13 protein-coding genes are annotated in these 14,792 nt (G+C 43.2%); 3 read left to right on the top strand and 10 right to left on the bottom strand.

Going from position 1 to position 14,792, the window contains the following annotated elements; all coding sequences use genetic code 11:
• Window positions 1-30: 30 nt before the first annotated feature.
• Window positions 31-2,277, bottom strand: a complete 2,247-nt coding sequence (locus BM126_RS10120) for a DEAD/DEAH box helicase (RefSeq protein WP_090989427.1) — start codon at window positions 2,275-2,277, stop codon at window positions 31-33.
• Between the two features lie 457 nt (window positions 2,278-2,734).
• On the opposite strand from BM126_RS10120, the gene BM126_RS10115 reads away from it, so the two are divergent.
• A complete protein-coding gene (locus tag BM126_RS10115) occupies window positions 2,735-3,199 on the top strand; it encodes an Hsp20/alpha crystallin family protein (RefSeq protein ID WP_256213045.1) in 465 nt (154 codons plus the stop codon).
• Window positions 3,200-3,318: 119 nt separating this feature from the next.
• Here the strand turns inward: BM126_RS10115 and BM126_RS10110 are convergent, their stop codons facing one another.
• From BM126_RS10110 to BM126_RS10095, 4 genes are all read right to left on the bottom strand, one after another.
• Window positions 3,319-3,855 (bottom strand): YppG family protein, encoded by a 537-nt coding sequence (locus BM126_RS10110; protein WP_256213044.1) that lies wholly within the window; start codon window positions 3,853-3,855, stop codon window positions 3,319-3,321.
• 81 nt (window positions 3,856-3,936) lie between these two features.
• Complete coding sequence (locus BM126_RS10105) at window positions 3,937-4,314, bottom strand: YppE family protein (protein WP_090989369.1); 378 nt, start codon at window positions 4,312-4,314, stop codon at window positions 3,937-3,939.
• 353 nt (window positions 4,315-4,667) lie between these two features.
• Complete coding sequence (locus tag BM126_RS10100) at window positions 4,668-4,946, bottom strand: hypothetical protein (RefSeq protein WP_090989368.1); 279 nt, start codon at window positions 4,944-4,946, stop codon at window positions 4,668-4,670.
• Window positions 4,947-5,281: 335 nt separating this feature from the next.
• Window positions 5,282-6,259 carry a DUF2515 family protein gene (locus BM126_RS10095; RefSeq protein ID WP_090989367.1) on the bottom strand — a complete coding sequence of 326 codons (978 nt, stop codon included), beginning with the start codon at window positions 6,257-6,259 and terminating at the stop codon, window positions 5,282-5,284.
• A 148-nt stretch (window positions 6,260-6,407) separates the two neighbouring features.
• Between BM126_RS10095 and recU the strand changes: the two genes are divergently transcribed.
• Both recU and BM126_RS10085 read left to right on the top strand, forming a co-directional pair.
• A complete protein-coding gene (gene recU / locus BM126_RS10090) occupies window positions 6,408-7,019 on the top strand; it encodes a Holliday junction resolvase RecU (protein WP_090989366.1) in 612 nt (203 codons plus the stop codon).
• 32 nt (window positions 7,020-7,051) lie between these two features.
• Window positions 7,052-9,901, top strand: coding sequence for a PBP1A family penicillin-binding protein (locus tag BM126_RS10085; protein ID WP_090989365.1), 2,850 nt, complete (start codon window positions 7,052-7,054; stop codon window positions 9,899-9,901).
• A gap of 151 nt (window positions 9,902-10,052) precedes the next feature.
• On the opposite strand, the gene BM126_RS10080 is transcribed toward BM126_RS10085, so the two are convergent.
• From BM126_RS10080 to BM126_RS10060, 5 genes are all read right to left on the bottom strand, one after another.
• Window positions 10,053-10,580: a YpoC family protein gene (locus tag BM126_RS10080; protein ID WP_090989364.1), complete on the bottom strand. Its 528-nt coding sequence runs from the start codon at window positions 10,578-10,580 to the stop codon at window positions 10,053-10,055.
• Window positions 10,577-11,233 carry an endonuclease III gene (gene nth / locus BM126_RS10075; RefSeq protein WP_090989363.1) on the bottom strand — a complete coding sequence of 219 codons (657 nt, stop codon included), beginning with the start codon at window positions 11,231-11,233 and terminating at the stop codon, window positions 10,577-10,579. The genes BM126_RS10080 and nth overlap by 4 nt, the downstream gene beginning before the upstream one ends.
• A gap of 35 nt (window positions 11,234-11,268) precedes the next feature.
• Window positions 11,269-11,964 (bottom strand): DnaD domain-containing protein, encoded by a 696-nt coding sequence (locus BM126_RS10070; protein WP_090989362.1) that lies wholly within the window; start codon window positions 11,962-11,964, stop codon window positions 11,269-11,271.
• A gap of 156 nt (window positions 11,965-12,120) precedes the next feature.
• Window positions 12,121-13,413, bottom strand: coding sequence for an asparagine--tRNA ligase (asnS, locus tag BM126_RS10065; protein WP_090989361.1), 1,293 nt, complete (start codon window positions 13,411-13,413; stop codon window positions 12,121-12,123).
• A gap of 176 nt (window positions 13,414-13,589) precedes the next feature.
• Window positions 13,590-14,780, bottom strand: coding sequence for a pyridoxal phosphate-dependent aminotransferase (locus BM126_RS10060; RefSeq protein ID WP_090989360.1), 1,191 nt, complete (start codon window positions 14,778-14,780; stop codon window positions 13,590-13,592).
• Window positions 14,781-14,792: the final 12 nt, after the last annotated feature.

Raw genomic sequence — 14,792 nt, 5'->3', positions numbered from 1 at the left:
CACCTCTTAAGCGGGAAGGCTGCACTCTCACTAAAAAGCATCCAGAAGCTGAATGCTCTTTTTCTTTGCAGCGATCCCTTCAATTTCCGTTCCGATGCATGACGGACACCCGTCATTACATGGGCAATTTACAATTAAATTCTTAGCAGCGGCTTTTATTTCGTCAAAACGCTTGTACACGTCTTCTGCAAGTCCAATGCCTCCGGGATAATGATCATACAAAAAAATGGTCGGCAATTGGCTGTGGGAAGCTTTAATCTGTGAGACAACATGAATGTCATTCCGGTCGCACATGACATGGATGGGTACAACGTGCCTAAGAACATTTGAAATTCCTAGCAGGAGCTGTTCCATGGTTTTTTCGCCTAATCCAGGATCAATTTCCTCAAGCTCAAGCCATGCTGCGCTCGTATGCAGCTCCTCCTCCGGCAGGGAAATTGGACCAGACCCAATATTCTCGAAGGTGGTAAGCTTGATTTTTTTAAAAATGGTCGGCATGGCATTTACCGTTACATCACCATAATGGACTGCCGTTTTTTCCCTTTGAACCGTTTTGTCAATTTCCAGGACCTTTAGCTGAACCGCCAGATTAGCATCTGTATAGTATTCTACGTCCACTTCTGTTACATAGGCTTTTTTATGATCCCAGTCCAGCTTTTCCACCTGGTATTGGATGCCCTCGTGCAAATATATGGCTTCATCATGCAATAATGTCATGGCACTGAAACGGTCCATTTCACCAATAATTTTCACATCATTCGTTACCGACCGGTCTATGATCACAACATTTTCCTGTGATGCTGAACGCAGACTGATATTTGATGCAGGGAAAGACTGGTTAGCCCAGTAAAAGGCTTCGCCATTATGGTGAAGAACTCTCTCTTCAACAAGGTATTCCAGAATGTCAGCTACATCCAATGGCCCAAATTCCTCGCCTTCTTTAAAAGGAAGTTCATATGCGGCGCATTTTAGATGATCTACTAAAATAATCAGGTTTTCCGGATTGATTCTTGCTGATTCTGGCGACCGGTCAAAAAAGTATTCCGGATTTTGTACAATATACTGGTCAATGGGCGATGAGCCCGCGACCATCAAAATAAGAGCTTCACCGTGGCGCCTTCCTGCACGGCCAGCCTGCTGCCATGTGCTGGCGACGCTTCCCGGATAACCTGTCATAACACAAACCTGAAGCTGACCGATGTCGACTCCTAATTCCAGTGCATTTGTGCTGACGACGCCAAGGATTTCCCCATCCCTTAAACCGCGTTCAATTTCTCGCCGCTGCTTCGGAAGATAGCCTCCGCGGTATCCTCTAATGGATTTTGAGCCGAGCTGGTCCTTAACCAGCTCCTGTATATGGCTTAAAATAATTTCGACGCGCACCCTGCTTCTGGCGAAAACAATCGTCTGTATTTTATTTTTCAAAAAGGTTTTTGCCAGATTGTTAACTTCTGCCGTAGCACTTCTCCGAATATTTAATGGCTTATTGACCACAGGAGGATTATAAAACACGAAATGCTTTCTTCCTCTTGGAGCACCATTATCGTCTATCAGCCTCATAGGATTTCCTGTCAGCTGTTCGGCAAGTTCCTTCGGGTTTGCTATTGTAGCGGATGTGCAAATGAAAATGGGGCTGCTGCCATAAAAGCTGCATATTCTTTTCAGCCTGCGTATCACATTTGCTACATGGCTGCCAAAAACTCCCCGGTACGTATGAAGCTCGTCTATCACAATGTACTTCAGGTTTTCAAAAAGACTTACCCATTTTGTGTGATGCGGGAGGATAGCAGAATGAAGCATATCAGGATTAGTAATGACAATATGCCCTGCCTTCCTGACAGCCTGCCTGATAGCAGGAGAAGTGTCGCCGTCATAGGTGTAGCTTTTTATGTCTATTCCCATTTCATCAATAATCTCATTCAGCTCGCTTTTCTGATCCTGTGCCAGTGCTTTAGTCGGGAATATATATAATGCCCTATTTGCATCATTGTCCGCAATGGACTGCAGGACAGGCAGATTATAGCAAAGTGTTTTTCCTGATGCCGTTGGAGTTACAGCTACAATATTTTCGCCCTTTTGCAATGTTTCATATGCAGTATGCTGGTGGCTGTATAATTCGCTGATTCCCCTCTTTTGCAGGGCCTTCTTGATTCTGCTGTCTATACTTTCTGGCATCGGCCGGCTTTTCGCTTCCTGCGGCTCGATTTCATGCCAATTTATAATATTTTCATTATGTCTTAGTTCTTCAATTAACTCTGAAAGTGATTTCTTTTTTATCATATTGGAGCCACCTCTATAAATAGTGTACCGAATATTTGTTTGGCTGCCTAGCTGTTTGTTTTAACTTAACCCTGTTTTCGTAAACTTTGCTGCTATGCTGATTTCCGCCGCAGCATGCTCGCTTTCTGCAAGGCGGGCGGTGAGCATCCCCAGCTGCGCCTGCAAAATCTCATCTTCCCGCTAATCTAGGATATTGCACCTTCCGCTCGAGTCAGCCTGTTTTAACAATGTCTTCGCCTCACGGAATTCATTAAAACACAACAAGCTTTAAGCAAAGTGCCTAACTCAATGAAATGGAAGCGCCCTTTTTTGCGGCTGCTGTACCGGGAGCACCGAAGCAGCTGGCATCTAACGAAATCAGCATGATAAATGTATAAAATCAAAGAACTGATTCACTTTTTCGGCACCAGTGCATAGGCTATTGTAGAGAAATTTTTAGAAAGGGGCGTTTGTTTTGTCATCTTCTGAAAAAAAAGAACCTAAGGAGCCTCTGCACAGAGAAATGGTTACAGGCTTTGTGAATTCAATGGATCGGCTTTTTACAGAAAGGCCAATTAAAGGATTTTTACAGTCCATGGATGAATTTTTCGCCTCGGATCGTTCTTTTCCAGTAGAAGTAGCGGAAACAGATACCGAATATAAAATTTCTGCCACACTTCCCGGGGTTAAGAGACAGGATATTGATATAGAAATACTTTCACAGGCAGTCGTGATTTCCGTAAAAAACCAGCAGAGCCTGACTGAGCATAATGAAACACAGGGATTATTCCGTAAAAGACAAAGCTTTAACAGAATGTCTAAAACCATAAATTTGCCTCTTCCCCTCGATGAAACCAAAATAAGTGCAAACCATAGAGATGGAATTCTCATCATAAATGTTCCAAAAATAAAGGGTAATCGCATCAGTATTAACGATTAAGAGTAAAGAAAAAGGGAAAGCAGGATTTCACTCTGCTTTCCCTTTCACTTTATCAATTATCGATCTGTATTTCCTGCTGATGACGGCGCCTTAATCACAGGATGCTGCTGGCTGGTTATTTAAACTTTAAAAATGCTGCCGACTCCTTTAACCATGGATGATACCTGGTTCATAGTGCTCATCATCTGACCGGCAGTATTCATCATTTTATTAATATCGATGGAGCCATCCTGTGTTTTAAACTGATTCAGCACCGAACCTATCCCGGAGGATTGCGGTTTTTGCATAAGCTGCTGTTTTGGATAAGGATTGGGATTGAAAGCCTGCTGAAGGCTAGATGGAGCTTTTTTTGCTCCCTGCTGCAGCGGGTTTGAAAATGGGCTGAAGGACTGTCCTGCATGATGCATCGGGAAATTGTTCTGCTGATATGGGGCTGCATGGCCATTTACAGGCATCGCCGGCTGGGCCTGCTGCATAAAGGGGTGATAGCTTCCGTATTGCTCTCCTATGCCATACGGCCCCGGCATATGCTGATAAGGGCTATAATATGGATGATTACCTGGCTGGTAATAAGGCATACCTTGCTGCTGCGGTTCATTCAAGTAGCCGGGATTGGGCATATATGCACTGCTGTTTCTTTGATCCATCATATTCATGGATCCATCCTCCTTCTTATGGCATTAGCTGATATACTATATGACATTATAGAAGGAATGGTGAGCAACAAAAAAATCCGGTCAAGAACCGGAAAGCTTTGCGTTTATTTCGGATAATGTGTTATTAAGGATGAACGAGACTGATTGAACATGGCTTTTAAATCTTTTATAGCTGGTTTTCGGAAAAAATGCCTGTACAGCGATATCTGATAAATTGTCTGCGGTTTGTTCAATCTGCTGGGGATAAAGATGTGTAAAGGCCTCGGATTTCATCCATTCCTTCATTTGTATAACCCATTCTTTTGACGCTTGATGTACTTTATCAGCAAAGGGCTTAACCTCCCCGTAAAAGTCTTTCTCTGCCCCTTCTTCCCGGACCGAGTCATAAATTTTGTCGGCGGCCTGGCAAAAGCCTATTAACTGCTGTGTCAGCTCCTGGATTTCTCTTTTATTCTGCATACTTGCTCCTCTTTTTTTAGGCTGTTTTCGTAAACTTTGCTGCTATGGAACAAGGGGTTGATTTCCGCTCCAGGATGCCCGCTTTCCGTAGGGAGGGCGGTGACCCTACAGGAGTCTCGCACCTTACACTCCAATCAACCCCGTTTAACAACAGGATCGTTTTACAGAACATATTAAAAAAACGTTTAGGAAAGAGCCCTTTTTTTTAAAGTATAATCTTTTCGCGCAAAAAAAAACACCCTGGAAGGATATCAATAGCTGGATCCCTTTTAAAGGTGCAATGATTTTTTAAGGATGAAGGAAAAACTTCGAATCCTTGTGCTGGTCTTGATTTCCATCAGCGGCAGCATGTGTTAAAATCCTAATTTGGGATTAGCAAGCAATGGGTGATTGCCTGATTTTTCCGTCTTCATCAAATAAGACTGGCTGATGATATCTTCTTTGGTATTCCATTTTTCCTCTATTCTTTCTAATTGCTGCTGAGCTGAATGAACCATCTTATACTGATTGCTCCAGAGCCTGCAGCGTTCTGTATTAATTGTTTCGTCAATGCTTTGCTCAAGCTCATCCAGGCTATCTGAAATGGCAGCGATCAGACACAAAATTTCTTCAGCGGATGCTTTATTGTTCATGCCCATGCCTCCCTTAGTCTTTACATGTATTATTCTTGCCGGGTCTCCTCAGCCCTTCCAAGGTGACAAAACTAGTATCTAATCGGCAAAGAAAGTAACATCCGCATAAATTTTTCGGTGTTTCGACAAACCTGAAGAATGGACGTCGACAGATTTACTTAAACTACCTTATAGGAGGTGTGTAAAAATGAATAATACAAACAGCAAGCAAGAAGAAATGAAAAAGAACCAGCAAGAAAAAAATAGCCAAAAAGGCTATGGTGATAAAAAGCTGAACGGCCCAGACCGTCCTTCAACCTAAGCAGCGTCAATCCTTATAGTTTCGGGCCGCTTTTCTACAGCAGATAATTGCCAAAAGCCATTGCGGCCTGAAGCTGTTTTTGCTTTTCTTTGTACCAGCTGGTTAATAGAACCTCCTCTGTTATAGAAGGAGGAGAAAACCAGCTTTTTTTTATTTTCCTTTTTTGGTCCCATTGGCCGAAGCTTCTATTTTTGTGGCTGATAGGCGGATAGGCTAATCTTAAAAAAGGGGTCTCCCTCAGCTTGTAATAAGGGAAAAAACGTTCATAATCATATCTTGATCCGGTCGGTTCCGTTTTCAGGGAAAATAGATAAAATTCCTGGAATAAATCTTTTGAAAATAAAATAGATGCAAGCCTTTTTCCCAGTTCAATTCTTGCGTCAGTCCTCCGGAATTTAGAAACTGAAGCTCCGTACAATTCTCCGTTTACAGTAGGAAAAAGAACGGTGCTGTAATGGAAATGATCCTGGATATTGAATAACAGCGAACGAAAAACCGGAATCTTAAAATTCTTATTTTTTATAACAGGCTCTTCTATCAAGTTTTGTTCGTTTATAATTTGGGAATACATGAGACGCGTGCCGTCTCTGTCCCTCCAGTATCGGAACCATTCTTCTTCCATGAATCCTGAAATGCAAAAATATCTGCTTAAATGAAACAAAGGCACCCTGAGTTTCGTCGAATAATGATAAAGAAGCAATTGCGGAAATGCGTCCCGGAAAATGAGCCAGTTCGCTTCTTCGTAGGTCATAAATAAAGAATGCCTGTACTCTGGCGACAGTATTCTAGGCATCCAGTATCCCTGAAGATCACACATATTCCATCCAGCATTTCTAGAAACCATAGAAGCCAAAAAGGCCCATTTTATTTCAGGATGAACGGAAAAAAATGCACTATAGGCTTTGGTCCTTGAGATATTATCACTATTCCCTTTTTCTGTTCTCTCTTTTATTCTATAAAGGATCTTCATTTCATCATCCAAAAGATCGGGGGGAAGGCTGCGGCCATTCATTGTATAACACCTCACAATCGCACATTGCAGGCAGTAAACCCGCTTTCCAGATATTTCTCATACTTATCTTTTTAAGTTGCGGGTAGAATTATTCACTATCCTCCCTATTTTTTTGCTATCATAGAACAGTGAAAAAGGAGGGGCATTCATGGCATTTCATTATCCAAATGGGCGAAGGTTCACTCCCGGGCCAGATAAAACAGCGGTCAACCCAATGAAGAAGGCGAATTACAGCAACAGGGGAATGACATTGGAGGATGATCTAAATGACACAAATGAATTCTATCTCACTAATGGAATAGCTGTTGTCCATAAAAAACCCACACCTGTACAGATTGTAGATGTTCATTATCCCAAAAGAAGCGCAGCCGTCATCAAAGAGGCCTATTTCAAACAGGCATCAACTACAGACTATAACGGTGTGTATAAAGGGAGATATATTGATTTTGAAGCTAAGGAAACACAAAGCCGCACTTCCTTTCCGCTTAAAAATTTTCACGAACATCAGATCAGGCATATGAAAAGCGTCACAGACCAAGGAGGCATTGCCTTTGTCATTATCAGGTTTTCCTCCAGCGATGAAATCTATATGATGGATGCACCGCAGCTCGTTACTTTCTGGGAACGCATGGAATCAGGAGGCAGAAAGTCTATATCCAAAGAAGAGATTCAAAATAGCTCAATTAAGATTCCTCTTGGCTTTCAGCCGAGAATTGACTATATTAAAGTAATAGATTCTTTCCTTAACGGAAAAATTTAGATTTGTTGTACTAAGAAAGGCAGGTAGCTGTAATGGCTGAACAATATAATTCGAGACAAGAGCGCCGTAAACAGGCCCAGTCGCAGAAAAAAGGCAAAAAAAAATCCGGGGGCCTTTTCAAACGGATTTTTCTGATCCTTATTACACTGGGGATAATTGGCATGATAGCTGGCGGTGCAACATTCGCCTATTTCGTCAGCGGTGCTCCAAAGCTTGATGAAAAGCTTTTAAGAGATCCAATTTCTTCCAAGATTTATGACAATGACAATAAGTTAATTAAAGAAGTCGGGGTTGAGAAACGCGACTACGTTACCTACGACCAGATACCGAAGCAAGTTGAGGATGCGGTTTTGGCTACAGAGGATGCACGCTTTTACAAGCATCACGGCATTGACTTCCTGCGCCTTGGCAAAGCGGTCATCGCCAACTTCACCAACGGCTTCGGTTCACAGGGTGCGAGTACCCTGACACAACAGGTAGTGAAACGCTCTTATCTGACAGCAGATAAGACCATCAAAAGGAAAGTCCAGGAAATGTGGCTGTCCTTCCAGCTCGAGCAAAAATATACCAAGCATGAAATTTTTGAAATGTATGTGAATAAAATCTTTTATTCCGAAAATGCAAATGGAATTGAAACAGCATCCAAAACCTATTACGGCAAAGATCTGAAGCATTTAAAGCTTAATGAAATTGCCCTTCTTGTAGGACTTCCGCAAAGCCCGAACAGATTCAATCCTTATGAACATCCGGACCGTGCAGAGAAGCGGCGGAATGTCGTCCTGTACCTGATGAATAAGCATGGCTATATCACCAAAGATCAAATGGTGAAAGCACAAGCTATTCCTGTTGCAAAAGGACTTAAGAAAAAGAGTGAAACATCAAAAAACACAAAACCATATGATGCTTACATCGATCAGGTTATTAAAGAAGTAGAAAAAATGGGAGATTATAATGTCGCTACAGACGGTTTGGAAATCCATACCACCCTGGACCGCGACGCCCAAAAATATTTATATAAAATGCTGAATACTAATGAAATCATCCAATTTCCAAATGAAAAACTGCAGGCAGGCGTCACCCTTCTTGACACGAAAACCGGAGAAATCCAGGCAATCGGCGGAGGCAGAAACACCAAAGTGGCACGCGGGTTTAATTACGCGACAGATGCCCAGCGCCAGCCAGGATCCACCATTAAGCCGATCCTGGATTACGGGCCTGCTGTGGAATATCTGAACTGGTCCACTTACCAGCAAATAACGGATGAGCCTTACCATTTTTCTAATGGCACTCCATTGAAAAATGCTTCAGGCACGTATCATGGCACAATGACCATCCGCGAAGCGCTGGCACGTTCATTAAACATCCCTGCGGTTAAAACAATCCAGCAGGTTGGCTTGAAAAAAGCGCAAAGCTTTGCAACAGGCCTTGGGATCCCGCTTCCTGAAATATATGAATCCTATGCCATCGGCGGCATGAATAAAGGTATTTCTTCCATGCAGCTTGCAGGTGCATACAGCGCATTCGGAAACGGCGGCATTTATAACAAACCGCATACTGTAACAAAAATCGTACTGAGGGATCATACGACAATTAAAAATAAAATCACATCAAAACCTGTGATGAAGGATTCTACTGCGTTCATCATCTCAGATATGCTGAAAAGCGTCTTAAAAGAAAGCTACGGTACCGGGGTTCTCGCCAATGTGCCTGGAATGGATGTCGCAGGCAAAACAGGTTCAACCAACTTTGAAGCCAGTGACCGCCAAAAGTATAATATCCCTTCCGACGGTGTCCCTGACAGCTGGATGGCTGGATATTCGACTAACTATACGATTGCCGTATGGGAAGGCTACGATACTGACGCATCCAGCAAAACAAAGGAATATGTAGGAAAGCAATCACAGACAATTCCAAAGAAAATCTTTAAGAATCTGATGGAACATGTTTCACAGAATAAGGAAACAAAAGATTTCAAACAGCCAAACAGCGTGGTAAAGGTTCCTGTTGTTAAAGGAACAAATCCGCCAATGCTGGCTAGCGATTATACACCTAGCGATAAAATCAGCTATGAGTATTTTGTAAAAGGCCATCAGCCTACTCAAGTTACCAAGCAATATGACAAAATTTCTGCTCCTTCTGGTTTAAGTGCATCATTTGACCAGACAGCGAATGAAATTAGCCTGAATTGGGGCTATAATTCTGACAAAAACGCCGATTTTGAAGTGAAGGTATCTATAGACGGCGGATCAGATCAGGTATTATCACAATCCGGCGACAAAGGATTGAAAATACCTAACCCGACACCAGGAAGCAAATATACGTTTACTGTAACAGCCATTGCGGACGGTCAAAGAAGCGATCCTGCTTCAACCTCTGTTAAAATCCCGGATGCCGCCCAAACGGAACCTGGGACAGATAATGGCACCACTCCTCCTGGAGAAGATAATAACCAGGGCGGAGACAATAATGGCACAGGAGACGGAACCGGAACCGGAGACGGATCTGGCACTGACAATGGAACCGGCGGTACTGGTGACGGTACAGGAAACGGTAATGGTTCTGATAATGATACCGGCGGCGGTACTGGTTCTGACAATGGTTCTGACAATGGTACTGGTGATGGTTCTGGAACCGGCACAGGTTCTGATAACGGTACCGGAGATGGTTCCGGAAACGGCACTGGATCTGATAATGGAACCGGCGGTACTGGAAATGACAATGGCTCTGGCTCTGGCTCTGGCGATGGTTCTGGCGGGACTACACCACCCGGTGATTCTAAACCTAAGCCTGGAGACACTAAACCTAAACCAGGTGATACTAATCCTAAACCTAAACCTGGAAAAGGACCTGACAGCCAGCCAGACGCTGCTGCAGGAAACTAAGAGACTTTATGAACTAAAAGAAAAAGCATCGGCATTTGAAACATACCGATGCTTTTTCTTTATTTTTTTAAAACGTGCTCAAGCAGGTCTTTCTAAAAAAGCACAAAAGCACGGCAGACAATTACATGTCTGCCGTGCTTTTTTTCTCCGTTCAGCTTCGTTTATTTCTAAGGGCAAGAGTTTTATAAAATTGCTTTTCCAGCTCCTGCATCAATTCGCTGAGCTGAATAAAAGAAGAAAAGTGTGAAGGACTGCTGAGTATGAATTGGAGCCTTTCTATAGCATTGACGGGTTTCACCGCAAATCCCCCGGCCTCCCTCTGCAAGTCCTTAAGATTAACAGGGATTCCATTCAGCCAAAATAGAGAGCTCAGCAGCCAGGACATTGCCTGTTTCATTGGTTCATGGGCTTCTTTGGCATAACGGCCTGCAAATAGTAACCTGATGCTTTGTTCTGATTTCTTCCACTCTTTCAGAATATCTTTTATCGGAATCTCCGGCGAGCTCCAAGGCTGATATCCCTCTACCCCGTTTCCGTAAAGCATTTCATAGGGAAACGGGATTGCTGCATCAGGAAACCTCCAAATCTGAAAATCCTGTACCTCAATACTTTTTGAATCATGATCATACAGCGGATGAAAGAGAGCTTCCGGAACAGAAAGAAGCAGTTTGCCGTTCATATAATGGCCTTTCCTTTCATCCTTTTCTTCCCCTCACGGCACAGATCAAGCAAAGGGCATGTCTCACATTTTGGAGACTGTGCCTTGCAATGGTACCTTCCAAAAAATATCATCCGGTGATGTGTCAGTGACCACTCTTCTTTTGGCACTTTGTTCATTAAGGTTTTTTCAACCTCCAGGACACTGTCTTTCCACCTGCAGATTCCAAGTCTTTTACTGACTCTCTCAACATGTGTATCAACGGCAATGGCAGGGACGTTATATGCTACCGACACAACTACATTTGCCGTTTTCCTTCCCACACCCGGCAAATTAGTCAGCTCATCCCTGTCTCTTGGAACCACCCGGTCGTACTGCTCAATAAGCATTCTAGAAAGATTTTGAATATTTTTGGCTTTGTTTCTGTAAAGTCCGATGGAGCGTATATCATTTTCAAGCTCCTCCACAGGGACATTCAAGTAGTCCTCTGGGGTTTTATATTTCATAAAAAGATCTTTAGTCACCTTATTGACAAGAACATCTGTACATTGCGCCGACAGGGCAACAGCTATCACCAATTCAAACGGATTGGAATGATTAAGCTCGCAATGTGCATCAGGAAACATCTCCCCCATCGCGTCAAGGCAAATACGGATTTGAGCTTTGTTCAGCATAAAAGACTCCTTTGAATCAAAATATCAATATACCTTCACTGTTCAAGCCAATTATAAAATGGGACATCTTTGTCAGCAGCATATGGCTCTGTTTTTTTGTCCTTCTTTTGGTAGGACCTGAATTTCTGCCCCTGCGACTTGGCCTGATCCAGTGTCTTCACACCATTTTTCTTCCATTCAAACAATATCCGGTCTATGTACCGAAAGTTGAGTTTACCGGAAATGACTGACTCCCTGAGAGCCGCCTTAATAATATCAGGATGATGTTCATCCTCCATCCACATAGCAAGCGTTTCACATTCAAATGGAGACAGAGGGCGGCCGAATTCCTGCTCGAACACCGTATATAGGTTGTCGCTTTTTTCCTGCTCCTGCCCCGTCTCCTGCTGTTTAATTGTCATCAGGAAGCACTCCAGCATTTTTTCGTAAAATGGCTCTAACGAATAGCTTTCATGTCCGACTGATTGAGTATTTTCTTCTTCAATCTTTATGAATCCCCTCTGCATCAGCCGCTGAATTAAGAAAAGACATTCCGATTCCTGAAATGTCATCCTTTCTGATAGCTGTGATGGAGTAGGAAAGCCGTTTCCGCTCTCTATAAAGTTTTGAAGCTGCATCAGCAGCATAACATCCTGTTCATTTAGCCCCATGGTTTTATAATGAGAAAAAAGAAATGAAGGAAATGTAACCGTTCCTTCTTTAAACCAAGCGTATAACTTTTCCATTATCATTTAAGACACCTCTTCATAAGTATAACATGAATAACTCTGTTTGGAGTATCCATCATGGAAGGGAAACTTTTTACATTGCCGGAATTTTAAGCCCTCCAAAAACATTCAAGGAAAGGAAAAAGCGGCATCTGCCAAGAGGCAAATACCGCTTAATGTTTATGGATAAAGTCTGTTTAAAAGCCTTGGGAATGGAATGGTTTCACGGACATGTTCAACGCCGCTGAGCCAGGCAACTGTGCGTTCAAGGCCTAAACCAAAGCCGGAGTGAGGCACAGAGCCAAACTTCCTAAGCTCTGTATACCATTTATAGGCATCCTTGCTTAGTTTATGCTCTTCAATGCGCTGTTCGAGCAAATCATAATCATGAATCCTCTCAGATCCCCCAATGATTTCCCCGTACCCTTCTGGAGCTATCATATCTGCACACAGCACAACTTCAGGCCGGTTAGGGTCAGGCTGCATATAAAACGGCTTGAGGGATGTTGGATAATGGGTAATGAAAACAGGGCTGTCAAAGCTTTCAGCGATAGCTGTTTCATGCGGCGAACCAAAATCGTCTCCCCACTGGATATCTTCAAATCCTTTTTCATGAAGGAACTTTAAAGCATCATCATAGGTAATGCGCGGAAACGGCGCTTTGATTTTTTCAAGCTTAGAAACATCGCGTCCAAGCGTATTCAGTTCCAGCTGGCAATTTTGCAGAACAGACTGAATGATGTAAGCTACATATTCTTCCTGAACCTTAAGATTGTCTTCAAATTCATAAAATGCCATTTCTGGTTCGATCATCCAAAACTCGATTAAATGGCGGCGGGTCTTGGACTTTTCTGCTCTGAAAGTCGGGCCGAAGGAGAATACTTTACCAAGGGCCATAGCAGTGGCTTCCATATAAAGCTGTCCGCTCTGCGACAGGAAGGCATCTTCTTCAAAGTATTTGGTTGCAAACAGCTCTGTGGTTCCTTCTGGTGCGCTTCCTGTAAGAATCGGCGGATCCACCTTGACGAATCCCTCGTTATTGAAGAACTCATATGTAGCCCGGATAATTTCATTTCTAATCTTCATCACAGCATGCTGGCGTTTAGAACGAAGCCATAAATGGCGGTTATCCAGCAAAAATTCCGGTCCATGGGCTTTAGGCGTGATCGGATAATCAACAGCCTCATGAATCACTTCTAAATCATTTACCTGCAGTTCAAATCCGAATGGTGAACGCTCGTCTTTTTGAACGGTTCCTGTAACATAAAGGGACGTTTCCTGGGTCAGCGATTTTGCTTTTGCAAAAATTTCTTCCCCGACTTCCTCTTTCACTACAACTCCTTGAATGAAGCCAGAACCGTCACGCAGCTGAAGAAATGCTATCTTCCCGCTCGAACGTTTATTGGCCAGCCAGCATCCAATTGTTACCTGCTGATCTACATATTTACTTGCTTCTTTTATAGTAATTTTCACGTTCAATTTCCCTCCAAATTGCTTTCCGATAAGGAATTAACCTACTTCATTATACATTTCACAAATAGTACAGGCAAATATTATTTGAATATAACCCCATCTGGGCATCCTATAAAAATGCCTGTGCAGGCTGCTGCGCCCAAAACGCGTATGGCCTGCACAAGCGGTTGTTTAACTCAAGCTTTCATCATTTTAGAATCAACAAAGGAATGAATCCTTTCAACTGCTTTCTCAAGGGCATCAAGGGAGGTCGCATACGATAGCCTGATATAATCCGGCGCTCCAAATCCGGAGCCAGGTATAACAGCTACAAGAGCTTCTTCGAGCAGCCCCCGGGCAAAGTCATCCACATTTTCAAAACCGGTGCGCTTTGCGGCTTCCTTCACATTCGGAAATAGATAAAATGCTCCCTGCGGCTTTAAGCAATGAAATCCGGGAATGGAAGTCAATTTGCCGTAAATGGCATTAAGACGGCTTTCAAAGGCCTTGCGCATCTCTTCGACGGCATCCTGAGCGCCTTCATACGCTGCGATGGCTCCATACTGGGCAGTTGTAGTAGGGTTAGAGGTACTATGGCTTGCCAGGTTTGTCATAGCCTTGTTTAGTTCCTCATCACCTGCCGCGTACCCTATCCTCCAGCCTGTCATTGAATGGGACTTGGAAACCCCATTGATGATGATGGTTTGCTTTTTCAGTTCCGGTGATACTTGTGCAATGGAAACATGGCCATTGCCATCATAAACAAGCTTTTCATAAATTTCGTCCGAAACGATCATGATATCATGCAAAAGGCAGACTTCTCCTAGTTCCCTAAGCTCTTCCTCTGTATAAATCATGCCAGTCGGATTGCTTGGTGAATTAATAATGATAGCTTTTGTTTTTTCGGTTATGGCGGCTTCAAGCTGTTTTTTTGTGATTTTAAAGGAGTTATCCTCATGTCCCTCCACATATACAGGGGTTCCGCCAGCAAGCTTAATCTGCTCTGGATAGCTTACCCAGTAAGGAATGGGAACGATAACCTCATCGCCTTCATCAAGGATAGCCTGAAATAATGTATAAAGAACATGCTTAGCCCCGGAACCTACAATGATTTCAGAACTTGTATATTCAAGCCCCTGGTCTTTTTTCAGTTTGCTGATGATGGCCTGTTTAAGTTTTGGAAGCCCTGCAGAAGGAGTATATTTTGTATGGCCCTCTTCCATGGATCGGGCTGCAGCTTTGATAATATGTTCCGGAGTATTAAAATCCGGTTCACCTGCACCGAGCCCGATGATGTCAAGCCCCTGAGATTTAAGCTCTTTGGCTTTAGCCGTAATTGCCAAGGTAGTAGATGGTGCCAGTGCCTTTACACGATTCGCTAATTTCATGGTTTTATCCCC

Source organism: Bacillus sp. OV322 (assembly GCF_900112495.1).
Taxonomy (GTDB): Bacteria; Bacillota; Bacilli; order Bacillales; family DSM-1321; genus Peribacillus.
Note: the sequence above shows the minus strand (reverse complement) of the source record. Positions and strands in the feature narration are given on the sequence as shown.